We start from the raw sequence: 26,243 nt of genomic DNA, 5'->3' as shown, positions 1-26,243 counted from the left end.
AACGCCGGCTTCCGATCGGCCGCAGCCGACCTCGCCGCAGCCATTGCTGCCCTTCGCACCGAGTGCCCTCATGTCGACCGGATCGTAGGCCTGGGCAACTGCGATGCCGCCAGCGCGCTGATGCTGGCGGGAGGCGCCGGGCTCGATGCGCTAGTGCTGTCCAACCCCTGGACCATCGAGGACGAAACCGGGGAAGCCCCCGCCGAAGTCGTACGCGATCACTACCGCCGCCGCTTGGCAGACCCCGCCGCGATCAGGCGGCTACTGACAGGCAAGGTTTCCGTCTCGAAGCTGGCGCGCAGTTTGATCTCGGCGGTTCGTCCGGTCCCCGCCGCGCCGGATGGACTGGTGGCGCAGATGGCCGAGGGTATCGCAGGGTTCGACAGGTCAATACGCTTCCTCGTCGCAGGACGGGACCGTACCGGCCTCGCCTTTCTCGCGCGCTGGGACAAGGCCGGCGCGCGCATCCGCACCTGCCCCGAAGCGACGCATAGCTACGTCGAACCCGAGGCACAGGACTGGCTGGCGGAACAGGTACTGGAAGTCCTGCGAGGCTGACGCCGGACGCATCTTCCACGCGTGTCTGGAAGGGCGTGGAATAACCACGCCCCCCGGAGCCTTCAGCCCTGCACCGTCTCGGTGATGCCTGCGAATTCCTTGGCGGCCAGATAACGCTCGGCGTCGAGCGCGGCCATGCAGCCCATGCCGGCGGCGGTGATGGCCTGGCGGTAGACGTGGTCCGAAACGTCGCCCGCAGCGAACACGCCGGGAACGTCGGTCTTGGGCGTGCCCGGCTGGACCAGCAGGTAACCGGTCTCGTCCATGGCGAGCTTGCCCTTGAACAGCTCGGTCGCGGGCGCGTGGCCGATGGCGACGAAAGCGCCGTCGGTGAGGATCTCGCTCTGCTCGCCGGTCTGCGTGTCGATCAGCGCCAGCGCCCGCAGGCCGCCGTCCTCCCCGGCCATGAAGCGGTCGACGCGCTGATTCCATACCACCGAGATCTTCGGGTGCGCGAACAGGCGGTCCTGCAGGATTTTCTCGGCCCGCAGCGAATCGCGGCGATGGATCAGGGTCACGTCGTCGGAGTGGTTGGTGAGGTAGAGCGCTTCCTCGACCGCGGTGTTGCCGCCGCCTATCACCACCACCTTCTTGCCGCGGTAGAAGAACCCGTCGCAGGTCGCGCAGGCCGAGACGCCCTTGCCCGACAGCTCCTGCTCGCCAGGAACGCCCAGCCACTGGGCCTGTGCGCCCGTTGCGATGACGAGGGTCTCGCCTTCGTAGATGTCGCCGCCGTCGCCAGTCGCGATGAAAGTATCGCCCGAGAGGTCGACGTTGGTGATCGTGTCCCACATCATGCGCGTGCCGACGTGGACTGCCTGCGCTTCCATTTCCTGCATCAGCCAGGGGCCCTGGATGACCTCGCGGAAGCCCGGGTAGTTCTCGACGTCGGTGGTGATGGTCAGCTGGCCGCCCGGCTGAAGGCCCTGCACGACGATCGGCGCCATGCCCGCGCGGGCACCGTAGATGGCGGCGGACAGGCCCGCCGGGCCGGAACCGATGATGAGCATGCGGGTCTTGTGCGTGGTCGCCACTGGGCAGTCTCCGGAAACGTGGAAATCTTTCTGGCCCGCGAGATAGGCGTTCTACCGCTGCTTTGCCAAGGACAGGGCCAGGATAGCATTAATTCATCCCCACAAATGCAGCCTTCGGAACCTTTCACGCGTTCACGCGCGAAACAGTGAGAGGACCCGTATCATGGAAAAGTCACTGCCGCCCGCGAACGAACTGGCTGCCCTCCGCAAGCCGCGCTTTGCCGGCGAAACCTCCCAATATGCCGCCGCCCGCGAGGCGCTGCTGGCTCACGAGATCGAGGCGCGCCGCCAGCTCGGCCGCCTCGCCGCGCAGCTTCGCGAATTGCCTCCCGGCCCGGCGATCGACGCGGACTACCGGTTCATAGACACGAACGGCTCGGAGATCGGCCTCGCCGACATGTTCGGCGGGCACGATACGCTCGTCGTCTACCACTGGATGTACGGTCCCGACCGCGAGCGGCCCTGCCCGATGTGCACCAATCTCATCGGCCCCCTTGCCGCCAACGCCGCTGACTTGCTCCAGCGTGTCGGCCTAGCCGTGGTGGCGCGCTCCCCGGTCGAGCGGCAGATCGCCTTCGCCATCGAGCGCGGCTGGCGCGAAGTGCCGTTCTATCAGGCGGTGGGCGATGCGTTCTCGCTGGCGGTCGGCGGGCTCGATCCCGAAAAGGGCTGGGAAATGCCGGTTCTCATGGTGCTGGTGAAAGAGGGCGACAAGGTGCGCCTCCACTGGATGGGCGAGACCACGCAGGACATGGCCGACCCCGGCGAGGACCCGCGAGGCGCGACCGAAATCGCGCCCCTGTGGACCGTGCTCGACCTGACGCCCCGCGGACGCGGCAAGGACTGGTATCCCAAGCTGTCGTACCTGCCTTGATCGCTGCGGCGGCACAGGGCCGCCGTTGACGCCGCGAGCGGGACGTTCCACGTCATGCGGCATGACCCAGCTCGGCCCGACATCGAACCGCTTCATCTCGCAGCGCCTGCGCCTCAATTACGTCGACTGGGGCAACCCGGACGCGCCGCCGCTGATCCTCCAGCACGGCGGGCGTGACCATTGCCGCAGCTGGGACTGGGTGGCCGAGGAACTGCGCCGCGACTGGCACGTCATCTGCCCGGACCTGCGCGGCCACGGCGACAGCGAATGGAGCCCGGAGGGGCACTATGCGATGGACGCCTTCGTCTACGACTTCGCGCAGTTGGTCCACACGCTCGGGCACGAGCAGGTGACGATCATCGCTCACTCGCTCGGCGGCAACATCGCCACGCGCTTCACCGGGCTCTACCCGGACAAAGTGGCGAAGTTCATCAACATCGAGGGGCTTGGTCCGCCGATCGCCATGCGTCGCGAACAGGAGGCGAAGGGCGCCGGTGACCGCCTGCGCCAGTGGATCGAGGACAAGCGCAAGGCTTCCGGCCGCACCGTGCGCAAGTACGCCACGCTGCGCGACGCCTATCAGCGCATGAAGGAGGAGAACGCCTTCCTCACCGACGAACAGGCACGCCATCTGACCATCCACGGCGCCAGCCGCAACGAGGACGGCACCTGGACCTGGAAGTTCGACAATTATCTCAACGTCTGGTCGGCCACGGATTTGCCGACCGACCAGATCGTCGCGATGTGGGAGGCGATAACCTGCCCGATGCTGTTGCTGTGGGGCAAGAACAGCTTCGCCAGCAGCCCGGCGGGTGACGGCCGCCTCGACCATTTCCCCAGCGCCCGGCTGATCGAATACGAGGACGCCGGCCACTGGCTCCACCGCGATCAGTTCGACCGCTTCATGGGCGATGTCCGGGCGTTCCTCACGTAAAGCCGCTACGCCACGAGCGCCTTCCTGAGACGATCCCGCTTGGCGCCGTCTAGTCCAAATGCTTCCTCAAGGTAGGCATCCACAGTCCCGTGCCGCTCCTCGATCGCCGCCCAGGCGGTGTCGAGATACTCGGGCTCAACGCCCATCAGCACCCGCAGCACCTCGTCGTCGAGCTGCCCGGTGATGACGCGCATGGTCTCGGCGCCCGACGCGATGCGTGCCTCGACGTCGCCGGCGGTGTTGGTGAGCAGGTAGTCTTCCATGATGTCGTCGCGGTGGACGCCCAAGCCTGCGTGAAGCATCGCGACCGCGATTCCGGTGCGGTCCTTCCCCGCCATGCAGTTCACCAACCCCGGCCCGGCCCCTTCCGCAAGCCGATCGATGTAGCCCCGGATCATCGCTTGAAGCTCCGGCCGGAAGCAGATCGCGGCGTAGTTGCGCACCAGGCTTTCCCAGGTGCCCTCGGCCGTGCGCTGCCGCGTGGTCTGCGCGGCGGCGATGTGCGGGGCATGGCGCACCTCCGGATCGGTGGAGAAAAACACCTCTGCGGCAAAGGCTTGCGGCCTGCGGCACGGGTGTTTGTCCCGCTCCTTCGAAGTCCGCAGATCGAACACCGAGGCCAGGCCCAATCCATCGATCCGGCTGAGGTCGTCGTCGGTGGCGCCGTGGTGCTGGCCCGAACGCCATACCATGCGGCGCTTCATGCGCCCGCCGCCCGCCACGGCGTAACCACCCGCGTCGCGGAAATTGTGCACCCCCTCCAGGGCGAGGACACGCTCGTCCATGTCATTCGCGTTCATGCGCTTTTCCGAGTCTCTCTATTGCCGATAGTAGCCATGCTTAGTATCTGCTGCGACAAGGTCGGGACACAGGATTTTTCATGAACGCTGAAACCACCATCGCGGCCCAGGCACCCGCCGATGGAGAGGCCATAACGGTGACGCCTGCCCGCAAACGCCCGCTCCGCACGGCGCTCATGATCGCCGGCCCGGTCGTGATCCTGGCCGTTGCCGCGTGGTTCTACCTTGCCGGCGGGCGTTACGAATCGACCGACAATGCCTCGCTCCAGACTGGCATGGTCGCGATCAGCCCGAGCATCGCGGGCACCGTCCTGGCGATCGAGGTCCACGAGAACCAGCGGGTGACCAAGGGCCAGGTCCTGTTTCGCATCAGGGCGAGCAGCTTCGAGGCCAACGTCGCACAGGCCGAGGCCGAGCTGGCCGATGCCCGCACCGACGTCGGCTCGCTGCGTGCCGACTACCGCGAGGCCCTCTCGCAGGTTAGCGCCGCCCGCGCCCGTTATGCCTACGCAACCGGCGAGGCCGCGCGCCAGAAGTCGCTCGAGGCCGAAGGCATTGCCTCGCGGGCGCAGTACGATCAGGCATCGACCGAGGCCCTCACCGCGCGTGACGCCATCGCGGCCGCGCAGGCCAAGGCGGACTCGCTGCGCGCCAGTCTCGCCGGAACCGTGGACGGGGCCGTCGATAGCCAGCCGCAGGTCCGCAAGGCCGCCTCGCAGCTTGCTCAAGCGCGCATCGGCCTGTCGGATACGGTGGTACGCGCGCCGCAGGACGGCGTCGTCACGCGCGTGAACCAATTGCAGGTCGGCAACTACGTGACGCCCGGCCGCCCGGTCTTCATCATGACAGGCCTCAAATTCTGGGTGCAGGCCAACTTCAAGGAAGACCAACTGCGCTACATGCGCGCAGGACAACCGGCGCGCATCACCGTCGACGCCTTTCCCGACCACGATATTCGGGGCCATGTCGAGAGTTTCAGCCCCGGCACCGGCTCCAGCTTCGCAGTGCTGCCGGCCGAGAATGCCACGGGCAACTGGGTCAAGGTGGTGCAGCGCGTGCCCGTGCAGGTTACCATAGACAAGATTCCGGCGGGCCTCCCGCTCAGCGCCGGCCTCAGCACCAACGTCGAGGTCGACACGGGCCACGAACGCCACCTCTTCGGAGCGGATACGCAAGCCCCCGCGGCGGCGCGCTGACGGCAATGCCATCCGCCGAACTTCCTCCTGAACCGACCGTCTACCCCAGCCCCGCGCGGCGCATGCTGATCACGATCCCCTCGATGATCGCCTCCACCATGGTCGCGGTCGACATCACCATCGCCAACGTAGCCCTGCCGCACATGCAGTCGAGCCTCTCGGCCTCGCAGGAGCAGGTGCTGTGGGTGCTGACCTCCTATCTCGTCGCCGGGGCCATCGCCACGCCGCTCAGTGGGTGGCTGGCCGGACGGCTGGGGCGCAAGCTGGTGATGCTCGTCTCGGTGGCGGGCTTCACCATCGCATCTGCGGGCTGCGGCCTCGCGACCGACCTCACCACCATCGTCCTCGCCCGCTTCCTCCAGGGCGCCTGCGGTGCGGCGCTGGTGCCGCTCAGCCAGGCGATCCTGCTCGACATCAACCCGCCCGAGGACCACGCCAAGGCCATGGCGATCTTTGCGCTCGGCTCGATGGCCGGGCCGATCATCGGACCGACGCTGGGCGGCTACCTCACCGATGCGCTGAGCTGGCGCTGGGTGTTCTTCATCAACGTGCCCTTCGGCATCCTGTCGTTCATCGGCATGTCGCTGTTCCTGGTCCGGCGCTCCAACCGCGAGCATCCGCGCTTCGACATGTTCGGCTTCGTCACTGTCTCGATCGCGCTGGCCTCGCTCCAGCTCATCCTCGACCGGGGCGAACATCTCGACTGGTGGGACTCGAACGAGATCCGCATCTATGCGCTGATCCTCATCATTGCCGGGTGGCTCACCGTGGTCCACATGGCGACCGCGAAGAACACCTTCATCCGGCCCGAACTGTTCCGCGACCGTAACTTCGCGGTCGGCTCGATCTTCAGCATCATGATCGGCATCGTCGCCTTCGCGACCATCCCGCTGATCGTGGTGATGACCCAGTCGCTGCTGGGCTATTCCGCGCTCGACGCGGGGATCGTCGGACTGCCGCGCGCGATCGGCACGCTGGCCTCGATGCTTCTGGTGACGCGCCTCATCGCCGTGATCGACGTGCGCGCCGTCATCATCGCCGGCCTGTCGATCATGGCCGCCAGCATGCTGATGTACTCGCACATCGACCTCTACGTGGACGAGCGCGCGCTACTCGCCATCGGCTTCGTCCAGGGCTTCGGCAGCGGGCTGATCTTCGTCCCGATCTCGGTCGTGGTGTTCTCCACCCTCCCCGCCGCCCTGCGCAACGAGGGCGCGGCGATGTACGCGCTGACCCGCAATGTCGGCAACGCCATCGGCATCTCGGTGCTCAACGTACAGTTCATCCGAGACATCGCCGCATCGCGTGACACGCTCTTGCAGGGCCTGCGCCCCGACAACCCGGCCCTGTTCTACGCCCGCCCCGACCTCGACTTCGGCTCAACCCAAGCGCTCGCCGGGTTGAGCGGAGAGGTCACGCGGCAGGCGACCATGGTGGGCAACGTCGCGAGCTACCACTTCGTCTTCGTGCTGACCTTGCTGCTGATACCGCTTGTGCTGCTCCTGCGCGCCAACCGGGGCCGGGTCGACACCGCATCGCTTCCGATTGGGGAATGACATGAAGCGCCTGTCCCTTGCCGCGCCGCTACTGCTGGTCGCGGGGTGTACGACCGTGGGGCCGAACTACCAGGCACCGGCGGCTCCGGCCGCGCACGCAGGCTATGGCGTTCCGGCCCAGCCTCCGGGGGCCGTGCTGGGACAAGGACCCGAGGGAGAGTGGTGGAGGGCGTTCGCCTCGCCCCGGCTCGACTCATTCGTCCACCGCGCGCTTGCAGGCAATCACAGCCTGGCCGCGAGCCGCGCGACCCTCGAGCGCGCGCGTGAGCGGATCGCAGCGGTGGCCGGACGGCAGTTGCCGCAGATCGACGTCGATGCACGCGCGGAGCACCAGAAGGTCAATCTCGCCGCCTTCGGCCTTTCCGACAGCTTCGGCGGCGGCGACATTCCCAATCCCGAATTCGACCTCTACACGCTGGGCGGCGGCGTTTCCTACGACCTCGACCTGTTCGGTCGCAACCGCCGCGCGCTCGAGCAGGCCGGCGCGGAGGCCGAGGCGCAGGCGCGCGCGGTACAGGCCGCGCACCTGCTCGTCGCCGGGCGCGTGGTGGCACAGGTGTTGGCCATCGCCTCGCTCAACGACACCATGGCCACCCAGCGTGCGCTGCTTGCGGAAGACGAGCGCAACGTCTCGTTGACGGAAGCGCGCCGAAAGGCCGGAGCGGGCACGCTGGTGGAAGTGCTGAGCGCGCAGGGCCAGTTGGCGGGCGACCGTGCCACCACGCCCGCACTGGATCGCCAGATGGCGGAGGGTCGCGCTATGCTCGCCGTGCTGCTGGGGATTTCGCCCACCGAACTGGAGCCGACCGACTTCGGTCTCGGCGAATTCGTGCTGCCCGCGCAGGTGCCCGTCGCCTTGCCTTCGGAACTCGTCCACAAGCGGCCGGACATCCTGGAAGCAGAGGCTCGCCTTCATTCCGCCGTCGCTGCGGTGGGCGTGGCGACCGCCGACCTCTATCCCGACGTGACGCTTGGCGGGAGCCTGACCCAATCGACCGCCGATCCCGACCGCATCACCAGCAGTCGCTTCAACGCGTTCGACCTTTTTGCAGGCATCTCGGCTCCGATCTTCCACGGGGGCACGCTCAAGGCCCAGAAACGCGGCGCCGAAGCGGAAGCGCGCGGTGCGGCAGCCCGCTACCAACAGGTCGTAACGGAGGCTTTCGGCCAGGTTTCCGGCCTGCTCTGGGCACTGGGCAGCGATCAACGGGAAATCGCGTCGCGGGAGGAGGCGGCCGAAGTCGCAGGCCGATCCCTGCGCCTGTCCCGCCGCAGCTTCGAGGTCGGCAACAGCGGCGTCCTTCAGGTGCTCGAAGCCAACCGCACTTATCAGCGCGCGCAGCTGACATTGCTGGAATCCCGCATCCGGCAGTACCAGAACATAGCGCGACTATACGTGGCTACCGCAGGCGGATGGGAGCAGCAGATCGCCCCGTCAGCCAGCTAGGATTGCGTCGATCGACGGCGGCGGCCGGAGGGCGCGACACGACTGCGCCTGGCGGCAAGCTGCGCACGATGGACTCGCCCAAGGCGAATATTGCACACCCATCCTCCGTCGCTTTTTGCCGGCACCGCTTCAAACGCCGCGACGTTACGTCGCGAACATTTCGGCGGACCGAGGTCAGGCGAGCAGGAAGTAACCGAGTGCAGCCCAGCAGGCCATGCAAAGCAGGATCGCGATGATCAGGCCACGCCCGTCATGCTCTTCCTCTGCATGCCCCATGCGCTGCGCGGCGTAGACCATGCCGGCCGGCAGCCGTGTGGAGAAGCTCTCGGAATCCGAGAAGCGTTCGAAGTGGATGATATTCTCGTCGGCGACCTTCATCATAAATCCTCAATTGCCGAGACGGTCTTGGTGGCGTTGCCGGCGCCTATACCGTCCTGATCAATCCCATTAGGGTGCGCCTGTTAGCGTCACGTCCCAGCTCGTTGCCTGCCAGACTTATAACCGAATCCGTAAGATTGTTCCAGAATATCCCGAATGACTCAGATGATTTTAATACCCGGAAAGAATGTGAAATTATCACCACTTTGAAGGTAATTTTATGCGCCTGTGGGGCAATATTAATTGACGATGTTAGGCGAGCATTTTGCACTGCAAAAACCACGATCCCCCTTGGTTTCCGCAACTTCGCAATCGGTGCTCATTAATCGGTGGTGAATCCTACTGCACGGCAGCAGTGAGCGTATTGATTGGCAGTGCACTGCAACAAACTGCCCCTCGATGCCCCTTCCGGTCGCGGATCGAAGGGATCGAGCCAAGGCGTTACGAAGCTACGTTGAACTGATTCGCGCGCAATGACGTGATGGAAATCCGGCGCAGGCTGCCGGTGACCTTGCCCCGGAACGGGAGCCATCCTACGCTTACTTCATGACTGCGAAGCCAAGCCTCAAGATCAAGATTCAGATCCATTGCGGTGCCGAAATCGCGATGGGCCCCGGCAAGGCGGACTTGCTCGATGCGATCCGGCAGCACGGCTCGATCTCCGCCGCCGGCCGCGCAATGGCCATGAGCTACCGCCGGGCCTGGCTGCTGGTCGATGCCATGAACCGGTGCTGGGACGGCCCGCTCGTCCATACCGCGCCTGGCCGCGCAGCCAGCAGCGGTGCGCGCCTTACCGAACTTGGCGAAAACGTACTCGACCACTACCGGGCGCTTCAGGATGGCATCGCCCTCGCCTCGCGCGGGCCGGATTACGACGCTTTGGCGATCCGGCTATTGCCCGAGCCCCGCGCCAGCCAGAAAGGCTGACCGTCCCTCCTTGGAGCGCCGTGGGCCTGGTGCGCCTTGCAATGCCGCGCGCTCGATATACTGTGCGATACAATATTCCCCCGGAGACCCTTGATGCCAAAGTCCCTCGCCCGTCCGCTGGCGACGTTCGTGGCCGCGCTGGCCACGCTGCTACTGCCCGCTGCGATCGAGGCTGCTCCGCCTCGGCAGGCCCCCATCGTGCTCGCCGCCGCCAGCCTTCAGGAATCGATGAATGCCGCGGCCAACGCGTGGAAGGCAAAAGGCCACCCACGGCCGCGCATCTCGTTCGCCGGCTCCTCGGCGCTGGCCCGTCAGATCCAGTCCGGCGCCCCCGCCGACATCTTCGTTTCCGCCGACGAGCCGTGGATGGACGCGGTCCAGTCCAAGGGGCTCGTCCGCAAGGGTACGCGCGTGTCGTTCCTGCGCAATTCGCTGGTGCTGATCGCGCCTCGCGCCAGCACCGTGCGTCTGCGCATTGCGCCGGCCATGCCCCTCGCGAAGGCACTGGGCAGCGGCCGGCTCGCCATTGCCGATCCCGCCGGGGTGCCCGCAGGCATCTACGCCAAGCAGGCGCTTTCCCGGCTGGGCGTCTGGAATACGGTGCAGGGGCAGCTCGCGCCGGGTGAAAGCGTGCGCGCGGCCCTCGCCCTCGTCAGCCGCGGCGCGGCGCCGCTCGGCGTGGTCTACGCGACGGACGCACGCGCCGATCCCGGCGTTCGCGTCGTCGGCGTGTTCCCGCCGTCGAGCCACGATCCGATCAGCTATCCCGTCGCGGTGATCGCCTCCTCACGCAACCCGGAATCCGACGCCTTCCGTCGCTACCTGGTTTCGGCCGAGGGGAAGGCGGTGTTCCGCCGCTTCGGGTTCGGGACGAAATAGCACGACCGTGAACCTTCTTTCGCCGACCGAATGGGAAATCCTGCTACTCTCGCTCAAGGTCAGCGGCGTTGCCATGCTGGCCGCGCTGCCGGTTGCCTTTGCGCTCGCGTGGGTGCTGGCGCGCTGGCGGTTTCCCGGCAAGGTCCTGCTCGACGCCGCGGTCCATCTTCCGCTGGTTTTGCCCCCGGTCGTGACGGGGTGGCTGCTGTTGATCGCCTTCAGCCCGAACGCCCCGCTCGGCCGTTTTCTCGAGCAGGCGTTAGGCCTCACTTTCCTGTTCCGCTGGACCGGCGCGGCGCTCGCGGCGGCGGTCATGGCGCTGCCGTTGATGGTGCGCGCGATGCGGCTGTCGCTCGAGGCAGTCGATCGGCGACTGGAAAGCGCGGCGCGCACCTTGGGCGCCGGGCCGTGGCGCACCTTTACCAGCGTCACGCTGCCGCTCTCCGCCAACGGCATCCTCGCCGCGCTCGTCCTCGGACTGGCCCGGTCGGTGGGCGAGTTCGGCGCGACGATCACGTTCGCCTCGAACATCCCCGGCGAAACCCAGACGCTGCCGCTGGCAATCTACAGCGCCTTGCAGATGCCGGGTTCGGACATCCAGGTCGCGCGGCTCGCGGGGCTTTCGGTGGCACTCTCGGTGGCGGCGCTGGTGCTGTCCGAGTGGCTGGCGCGGCGCAGCGGGCAGGAGAAGGGCCGCCATGTCCTTTGACGTCTCGGTGACCCTGCAGCGCGGATCGCTGCGATTGAACTACGAGTTCACCGCCGGTCCCGGGCTTACCGCATTGTTCGGCCCCTCCGGCGCGGGCAAGACCAGCCTGCTCGACGCGGTCGCCGGTCTCGCGCGGCCTATCGAGGGCCGTATCGCGGTATCGAGCACGGTCCTGTTCGACCGGCCGGCCAGGATCGATCTCAAACCCGAGCTGCGCCGCTGCGGCTACGTGTTCCAGGACCTGCGGCTGTTCCCGCATCGCACCGTGCGCGGCAATCTGCAATTCGGCATGAAGCGCCTCGCGGTCGACGAGGGGCATCGGCTGGACTGGGACCACACGCTTGACCTGCTGGGCATCACCGCCCTTCTCGACCGCATGCCCGCCACACTCTCCGGCGGCGAGGCGCAGCGCGTGGCGATCGGGCGCGCACTGCTTTCAGCTCCGCGGTTCCTGCTGATGGACGAACCGCTTGCCTCGCTAGACCTGGACCGGCGCGGCGAGATCCTCGGCCTGATCGAGCGCATCCGCGACGAACTGCGCCTGCCGATCCTCTATGTCAGCCACGACCGTGCGGAAGTGGAGCGGCTGGCGGACCGCGTCGTCCAGGTTCCGTCCCCCGCCTGACCGGAGGACGCTGGCCGAACCTTGCCCGAGGAGAGGCATGGTCCGACCAGCGGTCCCGGATCGCGTCCGGAACGGCGTCAACTCTGCGACGCGGGCGTGCGCACCAGCAAGCCTTCCAATTCGGGTGTCACCGTGATCTGGCACGACAGGCGGACGCCCGGGTCGGTATCGCCGCTGGCCTCGATCATCGGCTCCTCGATCTCGGTGATCTCGCCCGTCACCGCGCGCCACGCGGGATCGACGTGAACGCGGCATGTGCCGCAATAGGCATTGCCGCCGCAGATCGCCTCGATCGCGTCGATGCCGCCGGCCACCGCGTTTTCCATCAGCGACAAGCCATCGGTGGCGTCGATGCGCTGCTCAAGGCCATCGACAGCGACGAACGTGATGGCGACCATGCGCGAAATCAGCCCCGGTCGCAGGCGACGACGGCGCCGCGCAGTTCGTAGCCCTGGATCTGCGGGTTCCACAGGACTTCCGGCTCGGACACCAGCTTGACGCCCGGAAGGCGCAGCAGCCGATCGAGGAAGATGCGCGTTTCGTGCAGAGCGACTTGCGCGCCCGGGCAACGGTGCGGGCCGTCGCCGAAGCTCATGTAGGGGCCGGCGACCTTCATCCGCCTCGCGCGATCGGGGTCGAGCTGGAATGGACACGGGCCGGTGATGGCTTCGTCGACGTTGGCTTCGCGGATCGAGATGCAGGCCGTCTCGCCGTCAGCCAGGACCCCTTCCACCGGCTCGGCGGCGCGGCGGTGGAGCATTGAGGCGACGGGATCGAGCCGCAGAATTTCCTCGAGGATGGCGAACTGGTCGTCCTGGCCCCCGGTGAGATAGCGTTCGCGCAGGGCAGCCTTCTCGAACAAGTGCCACGCGGCCATGACGATGAATTCGCGCGTGGTCATCATGCCCGCCCCGCCGTAGCTGAGGCACTCCATGATCATGCCCTTCTTGGAGTAGTTCTCCTTGACCATGTGGGAGATCACGTCGTCCCTGGGCTGCTTGCGGCGGGCCTCGATGGCGGGCAGCAGGTCGTGCTTCCAGAAGGCGCCGACGTGGACGAGCATCTTCGCGTTGAACACCAGCGCGTTTAGCCGGCCGGGTTTGCGGGCGACCGACGCCTCGAGCACCTTCTTCACCCGCCTGGCTAGATTGGCGTTGGTGTCGCTGTCGGTCAGGCCGACGATGTCGGCGGCAACGTCGACCGCCATCTGCCAGCTCAGTTCATCGAGCGGAGCCGAGCCCCGCGCCTGCAGGTCGGCGACGATGGCGTCCATGGTGCGGTTCATCACCCGCTGATGGCGCGTGACGATGGTCTTGGGCGCGAACAGGCCGGCGACGGCGGCGCGCCGCTTGCGGTGCAGGTCTCCGTCGAGGAAGAAGAACGATATCTCGTCCGGGTGGCTGAGGTCGACCACATCGGCGCTGGCGCCGGCTTGCCGCACCTTCGGTGAGCGGAGGATGTCGCGCCCGGCGGCGAACGACCCGATCACGCGTGAGCCCGGTGCGGGAGCGAGGTTGGCCTCCGCCACTTTCGCACTCTTGCGATCGTCGCGGCCGGCGTGCGCTGGACAACCCGTAGTCTCGCCTGGTGCGTGGGTCGCCGTCGTCATGCTGGACTCTCCCTGCCGGATCCGCCTCAAGGGTGGCCTTGCTTATGTGATACACAGTAGATCGTTTCGATGATGGCGAAAAGCGAAAATTCGCCTCGGCGTTTGACCCGCATGGCAATGACAGAGGGCCTTGAACGGCGCCTAACGGGACTTGTCAGTACCCTCGCATGGGGATCATCATTACTCGTCCGCGCGATCATGGAGGGAAACGATGCGCATTCTGGTGGTGGGGCCCACGGGCCGGGCGGGTAGCCATGTAATCGACGCCTTGCGCGCTCGGGATCCCGACCTGTCGATACGCGGATTCTGCCGCTATCCCGAAACGCGGTCCCGTTCGATCGAGGTCATTCCCGGCAACGGAGACACCGGTGGACGCAGGGCAAGCGCGATCGAGGTCATTCCCGGTAACGGGGATACCGGTGGCCGCCGGGCAAGCGCGATCGAGGTCATCCCCGGCAACGGAGACACCGGCGGACGCAGGGCAAGCGCGATCGGCGTCATTCCCGGCAACGGAGACACCGGCGGACGCAGGGCAAGCGCGATCGGGGTCATCCCGGCCAACGGAGACACCGGTGGGCGCAGGGCAAGCGCGATAGGCGTCATTCCCGGCAACGGAGACACCGGCGGACGCCGTGAGCGTCCGATGGAAGTCGTGCCGGAGCTTCGCATGACCAGCCAGCAGTCGGATTTGATCGATTGCCTGTGTGGTGACCTGGAAAACCCCGCCGACCGCGCGCTTGCGGTCGAGGGCATCGACACGGTGATCCATTACGCCCCGGCCTTTCATCCGCGCGAGGCGGCCATGGGTACCGGGATGATCGACGCCGCCGTAGGCGCGGGGGTGCAGCGGTTCATCTACGTCTCGGCGCTCCATGCGCAGGCGAGCAGCGTCCCCGGCCACGCCGCGAAGCTGGAGGTCGAGGGCTACCTCGCCGAATCCGGCCTTGAATGGACCATCGTACGGCCGCAGAGCTTCATGCAGAACATCGACGTTGCCGCTGCCCTCGAGGCGGGAGCGCTCGACCTGCCCTTCCCACTGGGCACGCGGCAGGGCCACGTCGATCTGGCCGACCTCGGCGAAGTCCTGGCCAAAGTCACGACCGAGGACGGCCACGCCCTCGCCAGCTACGACATAGCAAGTGATGAGGCTCTGAGCACCGCCGAGATCGCCGCGCTGATCGCGACGGTCAGCGGCAAGCCGGTGGCTTCGGGCGAGATGCCCGCGGCGCATCTCGTGGCCGGGCTGGAAACGGCGGGCCCCGCCCATGCCTACGTCGTCGATGCGATCAGCAGGCTCAATGCCTGGCAGGTTCGCACCGGTGGGCGCGGCAACGCGAACACGCTGCGCTGGCTGCTGGGCCGCGAGCCGGCGAGATTCGAGGACTATGTCAGGCGCAGCCTGCCGGCTGGCTGAACCTGCCGCATGATCGGGGCGGCGTTCACGCGGCCCCGATCAATTCCCGGCCGATGAGCATGCGCCGGATCTCGTTGGTCCCGGCGCCGATGTCGAGCAGCTTGGCGTCGCGCAGGTAGCGTTCGACCGGCCAGTCCTTGGTGTAGCCCGCGCCGCCGAGCGCCTGAACCGCCTCGCCAGAGACGCGGAAGGCGTTCTCGCTCGCCAGCAGGATCGCGCCGGCCGCGTCGAAGCGGGTCGTCTGCCCGGCATCGCAGGCGCGGGCCACGGCATAGACGTAGGCGCGGGCGGACTGCAGCGCGACGTACATGTCGGCGACCTTGGCCTGCATGAGCTGGAAAGCGCCGATGGGCTTGCCGAACTGCTTACGCTCGCGAAGGTAGGGAATGACCGTGTCGAGGCAGGCCTGCATGATACCGAGTTGCAGTCCGGCCAGGACCACGCGCTCGTAGTCGAGCCCGCTCATCAGTACGCCGACGCCGCCGTGGAGCGGACCCATGACGTTCTCTTCCGGCACGATGCAGTCGTCGAACACCAGCTCGCAGGTGGGCGAGCCTCGCATGCCCATCTTGTCGATCTTCTGGCCGATGGAGAAGCCGGGCATGCCCTTCTCGATCAGGAACGCAGTGATGCCCTTGGAGCCCTCTCCCGTCTTGGCATAGACCACGAGCGTGTCGGCATAGGCGCCGTTGGTGATCCAGAACTTGGTGCCGTTGAGACGGAAGCCGCCGGGCACCGCCTCGGCGCGCAGCTTCATGGAAACCACGTCCGATCCCGCGCCGACTTCCGACATCGCGAGGCTACCAACATGCTCGCCGGAAATCAGTCCGGGCAGATACTTCGCCTTCTGCTCGTCGGTGCCCCAGCGGCGGATCTGGTTGACGCACAGGTTCGAGTGGGCGCCGTAGGAAAGCCCGACCGAAGCCGATGCGCGGCTCACTTCTTCCACCGCGATGACGTGCTCGAGGTAGCCGAGGCCGATGCCGCCCCATTCCTCTTCGACGGTGATGCCGTGGAGGCCAAGCTCTCCCATCTCGGGCCAAAGCTCGCGGGGGAACCAGTCCTCGGCATCCACTTTCGCTGCGAGGGGTGCGATACGTTCGTCGGCAAACCGGGCAACGGTATCGCGGATCATGTCCGCGCTTTCGCCCAGCGCGAAGTCGAAATCGGGGGTGGCGCGCATGTCTGTTGACCCTTTCTTGCCTCTCTCAGGGACATTCCCTTAAAGCAAGATCGATACGGCGCGAAGACGCATTGTTACTCCATGCAGCGCGATTATTTCTCCGGCCGCGCGAACTAAGCTAGCTTCAGGTGCAGAGCGACTTGCCGTTGCCGCCGGTCACGCCTGGCCCGAGGTTGCGGTCGTCGCGAATGATGAAGGCAGCTTCACGGCGAAAGTTCGGCTTGCCCACGAACATCGTCCCGAACAGAGGCTGGTAGGTGTAGTAGACCTCCACGAACATCACCGCCGACTTGGAGTTCGCGGTGATCGCCGGGTTGCCCATGCCATTGAGCTTGGTGCCGGTCAGCCCCGCGCCCGCCGCCCCGTACTTCGATACGACCTTCAGATTGCCGCGACAGCGCTGCCAATGGATGTACTGCCGCCCCGTGCTGTCATCTAATTCGAGGCTCGACAGGATGATGCGGCCGCTCGATTCGAACTTGATGCCCGCCCCTTCCACGAGCGCGCCGGTCATGACCGAATCCACCAGCGTCTCGCTGATCGTCGGCGTGACCGCGCTGTTGTCGGTCTGGCCGAGGCGCGAGGCATTGTCGGCGACGGACGAGGCAAGCTGGCCGATCTGCATGTTGACCGTCGCCATGAAGGCCAGTTCCGCGCCGTAGAAACCCAGCGTGATGATGATCGGCAGGATCAGCGCAAATTCAACGAACGAGACCGCGCGCGTATCGTCCCGCAGGCGGCCAGCGAATGCGGCGAGGTTGAGGAACCTGCCCATCAGGTGCACTTACCCGCCTCCGAGCCGTACTTCGCCTGCAGCGCGTAAGGCTGGTTCTTCTTGACCGCACTCGCGCTGATGGTCCGTGCGGCGTTCTTGCTGCCGCCGAAGGGATTGAAGAATATGGGAGTATAGGTCACCGTCACGGTGTAGAGCACGACGTCGTTGGCCCCGCCGTTGTTGCTGGAGCCGATATCGGCATCCCAACGGCCGTTCTTGTTCTCGTCGGTATAGCCTTCCGAGTTGTCGCAGATCCCGTTGCCGTTCTTGTCGTTCCACGCTTCCGCGCGCTTGATGTCGGCGAAGTCGTAGTAGCTGACGCGCTTGGAAACGACCGTGGCTCCCGGCGCCACGCCCTTGATGATACTGGAGACATAGGCATCGGCCTTGGCGGTATCGGCGGTTTCCAGCGCATCGCTGCGCCCCGCCTGGTTGACCGCACCGCGCAGGACCGCCGTCAGGTAAGCCCAGTGCCCCATATCGTAGATGCCCAGCAGCAGCGCGATGAGGATCGGCGCCGCGACCGCGAACTCGATCACGGTGGCCCCGCGCTCGTCATCGCGGCAACGTCGGTGTAGCGCGCTAAGGCCGGGGGTACGCACCGCGCCCCTCACTGGACGACCCGCAGTTCGCCCACCTGCTTGGCGATTTCCTGGAACGCAGTGTTCAGGTCGGTCGCACTGGTGGCGAGATAGGAACTGTTGTCCGACGCGCAGGACTTGAGATCGTCACTGAGGTCGGAGGTGAACGCCACCACCCATACCCGGATGCCCTTGTCCTTGATCGCCTCACACGTCGCCAGGAAGCGCGAGGTATGGCGCGCGGCGTCCTTCGACATGTCGGTGGTCACGCGGCGATCCCAGTATTCCATGCCCCAGGCCTGCGGGATGTAGGCGTTGGGCTCCATCTCGCCGTCGGTCATGAAGATGAGGTGCCGCGCGACTTCGCCGCCGTTGGAGGGATCGTCGGTGACCAGCCCCCGCCACATGCCCTGCGGCGAGGCCAGGCGGCCACCCCAGATCATGCCGACGTCGAGATACGTGCCGCCGCTGGGGTTCAGCGAGTCGACATATTCATCGTATTTGGTCTTGGTCATCTCGCCGAGCAGGCGCGCGGCGACGGGGCAGTAGGTTCCGCCCAGCTCGCCGTCGTACATCGGCTCGGAGGTCGTGTAGCTGCCGCGGCTGTTCCAGCGGCGGTAGGTGAGCTGCGGCCACATGGGCGCCCATTTCGTGTCATCGTTGGCCACGTCCGGAGCGGCGTCGAGATTGACGTCGAGCGCTGCCTTCGGCGTGATGCCGGTCGTGGACGAATAGCTGAAATTCGAGTCGGCGACGGTCGTGCGTTCCTCGATGCATCCCGCCCAGGTGCTGTTCTGGTTGGCGCCGTTGGTTCCGGTCGGCGTGCCCGTCGAGGCGAAAGTCTTGAACACGGACGTGGGCCAGGTGACCTGCCGGTATCGCATCTTGTAGGGACGGACCACGTCTCGCGAGTACACGTAGTATTTGGTACCGTACTTGCGGCATGAATACTCGACGCGGTTCTGCCTCTTGGACGAGCCGGAGCCCGAATCGCTGGTTGTGGTGGCAGGAACGTTGCCGCCGCACGTGTCGGAAGAATAGCTGGTGCTGGAGAACAGGTTCCAGCTGCCCGCGTCGTCGCTCGCTTCGTCGGGCTCGAATATCCGCGACTGATAGGCGCGAGTGTCGACGATGTAGCGAGTGTCGACGTCCATCAGCAGCCGACCCACGTTGACGGTGGAGCTGAACGGCACGAACCCGTAGCGGATGCGCGCATTCGAACTGGCTGTCGCATTGCTCATCGTCGTGTAGAAGTTCTTCATCGCGGTCCGCAGCGCCGCGATGCGCGTGCTCCCGGAAAGCGCGTTGGCCATCGATCCCGTGGTATCGAGCACCATCATCACGTCGGCATTCCCCACGCCCATCGAACTGGCGCAGCTGACGGTGATGTTGAAGCTGTCCCTCAGGAACACGCGCATCAGCAGCGTATCCAGCACGGTGCTCGCCGTTGCGGTGACGGTATTGCCGTCATCGGGCGATACGGGTTCGAACTTGGTCAGCCGGGTGGTCTGCGCGTTGTCGTTGTAATTGGTGTTGAAGAACGCCTTCGCGGCAGTCACGGAGGCGGCGTCGAAGCCGTTGTTGGTCACGGCCCGTCGGCCCGCGAGGACGCCCGCGTCGCATGCCGACTGCAATTGTTCCTTGGCGAGGTAGGAACGACCCATGTCGACGGCCGAGCCTATGATGAGCGCGCCTACCAATAGCCCGATCGCTGCGATCGGCAAGATGTTGCCACCGGCGTCCCGCGACAGCCGGGCAGCGAATTGAGATGCTTGGCGCATGTTGTAAACCAGGCTCGCTTCTTGAATAGGCTGGATAATCCGCCGGGGTTATCAGCAATGTCTTAAGGAAGTTTTTGCGGGGTATGCCGGGCCTGGCGCGGGCTTCCTCGTCGATGACCGTCAATTTTCTCGTCAGCCCGGGAACCGAATGCGTTGCCGCGCGTTTGCATGCCCGATCCGGGGATCGCGCAAGAGGGGGAGCGATCCGATAGGCCGTGGCATGCTCCCGCAAGACTAGAGATGGTGCGCTCGCAGCCGAACCCACGGGTCCTCGCCAACGCCGAGGCCGACATCGTCGAGATTAAGCGCGCCGGCAGCGCCGGGCGGCGGGGTTCGCTGGCCGACCATCAGTGTGCCGCCGACGCGGTATTCTTTGAGGTGCGGCTGGTATGCCGCCACAATGTCCTTATGGACCTCCACCACGCGACGCAGGACCCGGCGCCCGGCCTCTTCGCACAATCCTTGCCTCCCGGCGGTTTCCCAGGCCTCGGCTCGAAGGAAACGATCAGTTCCTTCGCGCAGAGCGCGCGCTGGCGCCGCAACACCCACGACGTGCAGGAGGCGGCCTTTGCCGAATGAACCCATCAAGATCCTCGCCGTCGACGACATCCGGGAGAACCTGATCGCGCTTGAAGCCGCGCTCGACCAGCCCGGCGTCGAACTGGTCACCGCGTCCTCAGGGCTCGAGGCGCTGGAACTGCTCTTGAGGCAGGACTTTGCCCTCGCGCTGCTCGACGTGCAGATGCCCGAGATGGACGGTTTCGAGCTCGCCGAACTGATGCGCGGGACCGAGCGCACGCGCGGCGTTCCCATCATCTTCCTTACCGCGGTCGCCACGGATGAACGTCGCAAGTTTCGCGGGTTCGAGACCGGCGCGGTCGACTACCTCCTGAAGCCCCTCGACATCACGGTGCTCAATTCCAAGGTCGCAGTGTTCGTCGAGCTCGCTCGTCAGCGCCGCGAGATTGCTGTCCAGCGCGACGAACTCGGCGCCGCGCTGGGCCGCCTGCGCGCGCATGGCGACAACTCGCCACTGGCCATGCTGGAAATCGATTCGACCCTGCGCATCGTCGGCTGGTATCGCAGCGCCGAGCGCATGGTGGGCTATCCCGCCTCCGAAATGCTCGGGCTGAGCCTCGCCGACGCACCGTTCATCCCGCTCAATGGCGGGCGCGAGGTGTTTCTCGCAGGAATGAACGCGCTGCTAGAAGGCGGCGATCGGCGCGCCATGCAGGAGCACCGTTTTTCCCGCGCCGACGGCGCCCTGCGCGAAGGCGAGTGGTACTGCTCCTCGCTCGCCGGCAATGGCCGCAGGCCCGGCAGCGTCATGATCGAACTGCTCGACGTGACCGAACGCCGCCGCGCCGAAGACACCCAGCGCCTTCTCATCGGCGAGCTGAACCACCGCGTGAAGAACACGCTGGCGACGGTCCAGGCGATCGCCTCGCAGGGCTTCCGCCACGCCCGCTCCGAAAAGGAATTCCAGGACGCCTTCACCGGCCGCCTCCAGGCCCTCTCCCGCGCCCACTCCATGCTGAGCGCCACGACATGGGAAAGCGCGGGCCTGCGCGCCCTCATCGCAGACCAGGTCGCCATCGGTGCGGTCAGCGAGGACCGGCTGCTGCTCAACGGACCCGAGGTGGACCTTCCGCCCGAACTCGCGCTGCGCTTCTCGCTGATCTTCCACGAACTCGCCACCAACGCGCATAAGTACGGCGCTCTTTCGAATGGGACCGGCACGGTGAGCCTGGGCTGGAAGCTCAAGGACGGCGTGCTCTCTCTCGAATGGGCGGAAAACGGCGGCCCGCCGGTCTCCCCGCCCGAGCGGCGCGGTTTCGGCTCCACCCTGATCCAGCACAGCATGGCCGGCGACGGCGCGCGCATCACCTCGGACTTCGCGCCGGAAGGTGTGCGCTGGGCGATGACCCTGCCGCTGGCGGCCAGCGCGGTCGCATCCCCGCCGGCGCCCGCCACGGTTGAGGTCGCACCGCCTTCGCCCGCCGCAGCTTCCGACAGCCTGCCCCCGATGCGCATCCTCGTGGTCGAGGACGAACCGCTGGTCGCGATGGAACTGATGATGGAGATCGAGGACGGCGGCGCCATCGCCATCGGCCCGGCTTCCTCGTGCGAGCAGGCGCTCGCGATGATCCGCAGCGAACGGCCCGACCTCGCCCTGCTGGACGGCAATCTCAACGGTGAGAAGATCGACCTCGTCGCTGACCTCCTCGCCGCCCGTGACACGCCCTTCGCTTTCGTCAGCGGCTACGACCGCGACCACCTCCCCCATGGCCACGCCGCCCGGCCCATGCTGGGCAAGCCCTTCCTCACCTCCGAAGTGCGGGAAATGATCCTGCGCCTCGCAGCCCAGGCAAACGCCGTGCTGAGGTAGATGCGTTTTCGAAAGACATTCCGCCCGACCCCCTGAAACCATAGCCGCGCTGACGCATTTGGCTCCCCGAACGGAACCCAACGCACGGAGCAAAGCCATGGCCTTGTCGAATGATCGCAACGATGGGGCCCGCCGTCTCTGGAGCGCCCGCACCCCACAGGACCCTCTGATGCGCCGCCGTATCCATGGCCCCATCCAGCCCATGGAAGCGCCTTCGATCCTGCGCCGGCTGCTCGGCCATCACTGAGTGACGCGCACGACGCGGCGCGCTATTGCCGGGTCATGTCGCAAGCTCCCTCGGTACTCTTCGTCTGCCTGGGCAACATCTGCCGCTCGCCCCTCGCCGAAGCCGCCCTGCGGCGCGAGGCCGAGGCGGTGGGCCTTGACGTGGTGGTCGATTCGGCCGGCACCGGCGCATGGCATATCGGCAAGGGCCCCGACCCGCGATCCTGTGACGAAGCGCAGCGGCACGGCATCGACATCCGCGCCTACCGCGCCCGGCAGGTGAGCCCCAGCGACTTCCACCGTTTCGACCGCATCCTCGCTTTGGACGCCGCGAATCTCGCCGATCTCGAACGCATCGCCCTTCCTGGCGCCCCGGCGCGACTGTCGCTGCTGCTCGACCACGTGCCGGGCCTGTCCGGGCAGGACGTAGCCGATCCTTACTACGGCGGCCCCGAGGGCTTCGAGGAAACCTGGCGGCAGGTCAGCGAGGCGGCCCGCCATCTCGTCGCCGAGTTGCAGCGCTAAACCGTCAGCTCAGATAGAGCGCTATCCACGTCGCGACGAGCGCCGGACGTGCCTGCCCCTCTATTTCCACGCTGGCCTCCACCGTCTCACGGTAGCGCCCCGGCTGCGTCTCGGCGATCTCCCGCGTCCGGAAATGGCCCCTGATCCGGTCTCCCGCATAGACGGGAGAAAGGAAGCGCACCGCGTCGAGCCCGTAGTTCATCGCCATGCGCATACCCGGGCAAGGCTCCATCCCCGCGTCCATGCGCATCGGCGACATCAGCGACAGCGTCAGAAAGCCATGCGCGATCGTGCGCTCCATGCCGACCTCCTGCGCCGCCTCCTCATCGGTGTGGAGGAAGTTCCAGTCCCGGGTGACGTCGGCGAATCCGGCGATCATGGCATCGTCCACAAGGACCCAGTCCGACACTTTCGGTCTTCCGACGACCTGCGCGACCCAGTCCGCGATCGATCCGGCGGTCTCTTCGTCCATGTCCCTGCTCCGCCGGTGTTATATCGCCGCCCATCCTGCCCAAGGCGGAGCCTGTCACCAAGTCTCCTTCGGGCAGTTTGCTTTTGACCCCGGTTGCACTATATGCGCGCTCGAATGCCCCGGCCGTGGAAGTCGCCAAAGCGGCTCGATCGCCGGGGTTTGCTCTTATGTCGTTTCAAGGACCATGCGCATGTCCCGTCGCCGCCAGATCTACGAAGGCAAGGCCAAGATCCTCTATGAAGGTCCCGAGCCCGGCACGCTGATCCAGTACTTCAAGGATGACGCCACTGCGTTCAACGCGCAGAAGAAGGGCACCATCCAGGGCAAGGGCGTGATCAACAACCGCATCAGCGAGTATGTGTTCACGCGCCTCAACCACATCGGCGTGCCCAACCACTTCATCCGCCGCCTCAACATGCGCGAGCAGCTTGTCCGCCAGGTCGAGATCATCCCGATCGAAGTCGTGGTGCGTAACGTGGCCGCCGGCTCGATCTCCAAGCGCCTCGGCATACCCGAGGGGGAGATGCTGCCGCACACGCTGATCGAATACTACTTCAAGGATGACGCACTCGGCGATCCGATGGTCGCCGAAGAACACATCGCGTGCTTCGGCTGGGCCAACAACGACGAGATGCAGGACATCGCCGCCATGGCGATCCGCGTGAACGACTTCATGGCGGGCATGTTCGCGGCGATCAATATCCGCCTCGTCGACTTCAAGCTCGAATTCGGACGCATCTGGGACGGCGACTACAGCCGCGTGATCCTCGCCGACGAGATCAGCCCCGACGGCTGCCGCCTGTGGGACATGACCACCGGCGAGAAGCTCGACAAGGACCGCTTCCGCCGCGACCTCGGCGGCGAAGAGGAAGCCTACCAGGAAGTCGCCCGCCGCCTTGGCCTGCTGCAGGACGATGCGAACCCGAGCGAAGTCCTCGACCTGACCAAGCACCGCAAGCTGCGCGGCAAGTAAGCGCTGCCAGAGGTCGAACGAAAAAGGCGGTGCCCGGCGGGCGCCGCCTTTTCTTTTGGGCGGGGTGAATGGCTCGCCCGAACCCGGCCGGACACATCGTGTGCCCTCAGTCCAGCAAGGCGATCGGCTCGCGCTCGGCCCCGCCTGCCCGAGCATCGCTGATCGCAAACTCCATGAGCCGCGCGCCGGGAACGAGGTAGCGGTCCTCGCTGACTTCCGGTCCCATCTCGACGAGTCGGCGCAGTTCGCGGTCGGTAACCAGAGTAACCGAGCGTTCGATGCCGATCATCAGCATGGTCGCCATCGAGGTATGCGGGCCCAGGCCGAGCGGCTCCGCGCCCATCTGGCTGACGAGAAGGCCGATGATCGGACGGCTGCTCTCGATGCGGTGGTGCATCATGCGCGCGTCCTGCTGGTCCGCCAGCGCGTTGCGCATGTGGAGTAGGCGCGAGTGGCGCAGCCAGAAGCCATGGTAGCGCCGCACGAAGCGGTAGCAGTGCTCGAACAGGGCCTCGTCAGGCCAACGCTCCTGTAGGACCGAGAGGTAGTCGTCCTCGGCCGTCGCCATGACCGGCTCAAGCGCGGCGAGCAGCAGTTCGGTCATGTCGGTGAAGTAGTTGTAGACCGAGGTCATCCCGAGCGAGGCGTGGACGGCGACGCGGCCCAGCGTCACCGGTTCCTCCGACGCCTCGATCAATTCGATCGCGGCCGCCAGGATGCGCTCTCGCGTCACCCTGCCCTTGCGGCCAAGCTTCTGCCCGTTGACGTTGTGGCTGACCGCCGCGCAGGCCCCCGTGACCGCCGCCGACAGCGACGGCGACAAGGCAGCGAGGTGGCCTGAATCAGCCACCTCGGGTTCGTCCCCCACCACAGATCCCCCCCTGAGCCGTGGTTCAGGCGGGCTCGACCTGCCCGACCGGCCAGGCCAGCATCTTGACGTCGGTGTATTCCTCGATGCCCTCGAGGCCCCATTCACGGCCCATGCCGCTGGCCTTGAAGCCGCCGAAGGGAATGTCGCCGGCGATGCACATGCCGTTGTTGACGCTCATCGAGCCGGTCTTGATCCGGCGGGCGATGTTCATGGCGCGGTCGTGGCTGCCCGAGACGCCGCCCGACAGGCCGTAGGCGTTGTCGTTCGAAATGCGGATCGCGTCCTCGTCGTCCTCGTAGGGGATGACCACCAGGACCGGGCCGAAGATCTCCTCCTGAGCAATGCGCATGTCGTTGGTGACATCGACGAAGCAGGTCGGCTCCACGAACCAGCCGCCGCCCTTGTCAGGACGGATGTTGCCGCCCGCCAGCAGAGTCGCGCCTTCCTCCTGGCCAAGGTCAATATAGCTTTTCACCCGCTCCATCTGGCGCCTGGAGACGACCGGGCCCATGATGTGCGCGGGGTTGGCGACATCGCCCCAGTTGTCGCCGAAGTTGCCATAGGCGCCCTTGAGGATGGCCTTGGCCTCCTCGTAGCGGCTCTTGGGCACTAGCAGGCGGGACTGGACGGCACAGCCTTGTCCGGCGTGGAAGACCAGCATGGTCATCGCCACGTCCATCGTGAAGTTCGGCGCATCGTCGAGCACGATCTTGGCCGACTTGCCGCCCAGTTCGAGGAACACGCGCTTCAGCGTCGGCGCGCCCTGTTCCATGATGCGCTTGCCGACGCCGGTGGAGCCGGTGAACGAAATCAGGTCGACGCGCGGGTCGGTGACGAGCATTTCACCCGCCAGTGCCGGATCGGCGCCGAACACGACGTTGATGACGCCGGCCGGGAAGCCGGCTTCCTCGGCCAGCTCACCGAAGATCGCGCCCATGCCCGGCGTGTTCGGCGCCGGCTTGAGGATAACGGTGCAGCCCGCCAGCAGCGCCGCCACGACCTTCCCGATGTTGACGTAGAGCGGCACGTTCCAGGGCGTGATAGCACCAACCACGCCGACCGCCTCGCGCAGGCCGACGCGCTTGTGAATGAAGCCGAACGCGGGCTTCTCGCCGTAGTCCTTTTCCCATTCCAGCTTGCCGAACACGTTCATGTATTCGTCCCATCCGTCGAGCGCCATGTCGACGTGGGCGCGGGTGACCGCACCCTGCGCGGCGCCGGCTTCGTGGATGGCCAGCTGGCCGACGCGGGCGCGCTCGCGCTCGAACAGTTCGCGGTATTTCGTCACCAGTGCGACGCGCTTTTCGACGTTGGTCGACCAATCGGTCTCGTCGAAAGCGCGGCGGGCGGCGGCGATCGCTTCTTCGACGTCGGCGGCGGTGGCGTCGGCCGCCTTGCCGACCGGCTCACCCGTCCAGGGGCTGATGATGTCGAACGTGGCGCCGCCGGTCGCGTCGCGCAGCTTGCCGTCGATATAGAGCTTTGCGTCGGGGAGAGTGGTCATGAGAGGATCCTTGGCGAGAAAATC

General features: G+C 66.3%; 28 protein-coding genes. 16 read left to right on the top strand and 12 right to left on the bottom strand.

The features are described from left to right. The coding region (locus PMI02_RS17400; RefSeq protein WP_007685235.1) for a hypothetical protein at positions 1-558 on the top strand (558 nt) is incomplete at its 5' end. 62 nt (positions 559-620) lie between these two features. On the opposite strand, the gene trxB is transcribed toward PMI02_RS17400, so the two are convergent. Continuing rightward, the gene (gene trxB, locus PMI02_RS17395) at positions 621-1,592 is read right to left on the bottom strand and encodes a thioredoxin-disulfide reductase (protein WP_007685234.1); all 972 of its coding nucleotides are present in this window, start codon (positions 1,590-1,592) and stop codon (positions 621-623) included. 163 nt (positions 1,593-1,755) lie between these two features. Between trxB and PMI02_RS17390 the strand changes: the two genes are divergently transcribed. Further along, a complete protein-coding gene (locus PMI02_RS17390; protein WP_007685233.1) occupies positions 1,756-2,466 on the top strand; it encodes a DUF899 family protein in 711 nt (236 codons plus the stop codon). Positions 2,467-2,527: 61 nt separating this feature from the next. Further along, entirely contained in the window at positions 2,528-3,400 is an 873-nt protein-coding gene (locus tag PMI02_RS17385; protein ID WP_007685232.1) for an alpha/beta fold hydrolase, read from the top strand. Positions 3,401-3,405: 5 nt separating this feature from the next. Here the strand turns inward: PMI02_RS17385 and PMI02_RS17380 are convergent, their stop codons facing one another. Further along, positions 3,406-4,200 (bottom strand): tyrosine-protein phosphatase, encoded by a 795-nt coding sequence (locus tag PMI02_RS17380; protein ID WP_007685231.1) that lies wholly within the window; start codon positions 4,198-4,200, stop codon positions 3,406-3,408. An 80-nt stretch (positions 4,201-4,280) separates the two neighbouring features. Between PMI02_RS17380 and PMI02_RS17375 the strand changes: the two genes are divergently transcribed. From PMI02_RS17375 to PMI02_RS17365, 3 genes are all read left to right on the top strand, one after another. Continuing rightward, on the top strand, positions 4,281-5,396 hold the full coding sequence (locus tag PMI02_RS17375; protein ID WP_007685230.1) for an HlyD family secretion protein: 1,116 nt from the start codon (positions 4,281-4,283) through the stop codon (positions 5,394-5,396). 62 nt (positions 5,397-5,458) lie between these two features. Further along, a complete protein-coding gene (locus PMI02_RS17370) occupies positions 5,459-6,952 on the top strand; it encodes a DHA2 family efflux MFS transporter permease subunit (RefSeq protein ID WP_007685229.1) in 1,494 nt (497 codons plus the stop codon). A gap of 1 nt (position 6,953) precedes the next feature. Next, complete coding sequence (locus tag PMI02_RS17365) at positions 6,954-8,399, top strand: efflux transporter outer membrane subunit (RefSeq protein WP_007685228.1); 1,446 nt, start codon at positions 6,954-6,956, stop codon at positions 8,397-8,399. A 174-nt stretch (positions 8,400-8,573) separates the two neighbouring features. Here PMI02_RS17365 and PMI02_RS17360 read toward each other — a convergent pair whose 3' ends face one another. Further along, positions 8,574-8,777, bottom strand: a complete 204-nt coding sequence (locus tag PMI02_RS17360; protein ID WP_007685227.1) for a hypothetical protein — start codon at positions 8,775-8,777, stop codon at positions 8,574-8,576. Between the two features lie 546 nt (positions 8,778-9,323). Here PMI02_RS17360 and PMI02_RS17355 point away from each other — a divergent pair. From PMI02_RS17355 to PMI02_RS17340, 4 genes are all read left to right on the top strand, one after another. Then, positions 9,324-9,704: a winged helix-turn-helix domain-containing protein gene (locus PMI02_RS17355; protein WP_007685226.1), complete on the top strand. Its 381-nt coding sequence runs from the start codon at positions 9,324-9,326 to the stop codon at positions 9,702-9,704. Positions 9,705-9,797: 93 nt separating this feature from the next. Further along, a complete protein-coding gene (gene modA / locus PMI02_RS17350) occupies positions 9,798-10,583 on the top strand; it encodes a molybdate ABC transporter substrate-binding protein (RefSeq protein ID WP_007685225.1) in 786 nt (261 codons plus the stop codon). Between the two features lie 7 nt (positions 10,584-10,590). Further along, positions 10,591-11,292, top strand: a complete 702-nt coding sequence (modB, locus tag PMI02_RS17345; protein WP_007685224.1) for a molybdate ABC transporter permease subunit — start codon at positions 10,591-10,593, stop codon at positions 11,290-11,292. Then, a complete protein-coding gene (locus tag PMI02_RS17340) occupies positions 11,282-11,917 on the top strand; it encodes a molybdenum ABC transporter ATP-binding protein (RefSeq protein ID WP_007685223.1) in 636 nt (211 codons plus the stop codon). Before modB ends, PMI02_RS17340 begins: the two co-directional genes overlap by 11 nt. A gap of 77 nt (positions 11,918-11,994) precedes the next feature. On the opposite strand, the gene PMI02_RS17335 is transcribed toward PMI02_RS17340, so the two are convergent. Both PMI02_RS17335 and PMI02_RS17330 read right to left on the bottom strand, forming a co-directional pair. Beyond that, entirely contained in the window at positions 11,995-12,315 is a 321-nt protein-coding gene (locus PMI02_RS17335) for a 2Fe-2S iron-sulfur cluster-binding protein (RefSeq protein ID WP_007685222.1), read from the bottom strand. An 8-nt stretch (positions 12,316-12,323) separates the two neighbouring features. Further along, a complete protein-coding gene (locus PMI02_RS17330; protein WP_007685221.1) occupies positions 12,324-13,526 on the bottom strand; it encodes a cytochrome P450 in 1,203 nt (400 codons plus the stop codon). Positions 13,527-13,737: 211 nt separating this feature from the next. Between PMI02_RS17330 and PMI02_RS17325 the strand changes: the two genes are divergently transcribed. After that, the gene (locus PMI02_RS17325) at positions 13,738-14,940 is read left to right on the top strand and encodes an NmrA family NAD(P)-binding protein (protein WP_007685220.1); all 1,203 of its coding nucleotides are present in this window, start codon (positions 13,738-13,740) and stop codon (positions 14,938-14,940) included. A 25-nt stretch (positions 14,941-14,965) separates the two neighbouring features. Here the strand turns inward: PMI02_RS17325 and PMI02_RS17320 are convergent, their stop codons facing one another. From PMI02_RS17320 to PMI02_RS17305, 4 genes are all read right to left on the bottom strand, one after another. Beyond that, complete coding sequence (locus tag PMI02_RS17320) at positions 14,966-16,123, bottom strand: isovaleryl-CoA dehydrogenase (protein ID WP_007685217.1); 1,158 nt, start codon at positions 16,121-16,123, stop codon at positions 14,966-14,968. A 124-nt stretch (positions 16,124-16,247) separates the two neighbouring features. Continuing rightward, positions 16,248-16,898 (bottom strand): TadE/TadG family type IV pilus assembly protein, encoded by a 651-nt coding sequence (locus PMI02_RS17315; protein ID WP_086000126.1) that lies wholly within the window; start codon positions 16,896-16,898, stop codon positions 16,248-16,250. After that, positions 16,898-17,437: a TadE family protein gene (locus PMI02_RS17310; protein ID WP_238539105.1), complete on the bottom strand. Its 540-nt coding sequence runs from the start codon at positions 17,435-17,437 to the stop codon at positions 16,898-16,900. Before PMI02_RS17310 ends, PMI02_RS17315 begins: the two co-directional genes overlap by 1 nt. A 71-nt stretch (positions 17,438-17,508) precedes the next feature. Further along, positions 17,509-19,260, bottom strand: coding sequence for a Tad domain-containing protein (locus PMI02_RS17305; RefSeq protein WP_007685212.1), 1,752 nt, complete (start codon positions 19,258-19,260; stop codon positions 17,509-17,511). A 240-nt stretch (positions 19,261-19,500) separates the two neighbouring features. On the opposite strand from PMI02_RS17305, the gene PMI02_RS17300 reads away from it, so the two are divergent. From PMI02_RS17300 to PMI02_RS17290, 4 genes are all read left to right on the top strand, one after another. Beyond that, positions 19,501-19,839, top strand: coding sequence for a hypothetical protein (locus tag PMI02_RS17300; protein ID WP_007685210.1), 339 nt, complete (start codon positions 19,501-19,503; stop codon positions 19,837-19,839). Continuing rightward, positions 19,829-21,649 (top strand): response regulator, encoded by a 1,821-nt coding sequence (locus PMI02_RS17295; RefSeq protein ID WP_007685209.1) that lies wholly within the window; start codon positions 19,829-19,831, stop codon positions 21,647-21,649. The genes PMI02_RS17300 and PMI02_RS17295 overlap by 11 nt, the downstream gene beginning before the upstream one ends. Positions 21,650-21,746: 97 nt before the next feature. Beyond that, complete coding sequence (locus PMI02_RS27225; RefSeq protein ID WP_007685207.1) at positions 21,747-21,896, top strand: hypothetical protein; 150 nt, start codon at positions 21,747-21,749, stop codon at positions 21,894-21,896. A gap of 35 nt (positions 21,897-21,931) precedes the next feature. After that, positions 21,932-22,399, top strand: coding sequence for a low molecular weight protein-tyrosine-phosphatase (locus PMI02_RS17290; RefSeq protein WP_007685205.1), 468 nt, complete (start codon positions 21,932-21,934; stop codon positions 22,397-22,399). Between the two features lie 4 nt (positions 22,400-22,403). On the opposite strand, the gene PMI02_RS17285 is transcribed toward PMI02_RS17290, so the two are convergent. After that, positions 22,404-22,871, bottom strand: coding sequence for a MaoC family dehydratase (locus PMI02_RS17285; RefSeq protein ID WP_007685203.1), 468 nt, complete (start codon positions 22,869-22,871; stop codon positions 22,404-22,406). A gap of 190 nt (positions 22,872-23,061) precedes the next feature. Between PMI02_RS17285 and purC the strand changes: the two genes are divergently transcribed. Continuing rightward, on the top strand, positions 23,062-23,844 hold the full coding sequence (gene purC, locus PMI02_RS17280) for a phosphoribosylaminoimidazolesuccinocarboxamide synthase (protein WP_007685201.1): 783 nt from the start codon (positions 23,062-23,064) through the stop codon (positions 23,842-23,844). A 106-nt stretch (positions 23,845-23,950) separates the two neighbouring features. On the opposite strand, the gene PMI02_RS17275 is transcribed toward purC, so the two are convergent. Beyond that, the gene (locus tag PMI02_RS17275) at positions 23,951-24,694 is read right to left on the bottom strand and encodes a TetR/AcrR family transcriptional regulator (RefSeq protein WP_238539104.1); all 744 of its coding nucleotides are present in this window, start codon (positions 24,692-24,694) and stop codon (positions 23,951-23,953) included. A 43-nt stretch (positions 24,695-24,737) separates the two neighbouring features. Then, complete coding sequence (locus PMI02_RS17270) at positions 24,738-26,219, bottom strand: aldehyde dehydrogenase family protein (RefSeq protein WP_007685197.1); 1,482 nt, start codon at positions 26,217-26,219, stop codon at positions 24,738-24,740. Between the last annotated feature and the right edge of the window lie 24 nt (positions 26,220-26,243).

The organism is Novosphingobium sp. AP12 (assembly GCF_000281975.1).
GTDB lineage: Bacteria > Pseudomonadota > Alphaproteobacteria > Sphingomonadales > Sphingomonadaceae > Novosphingobium.
This window is presented reverse-complemented; position numbering and strand designations above follow the sequence as displayed.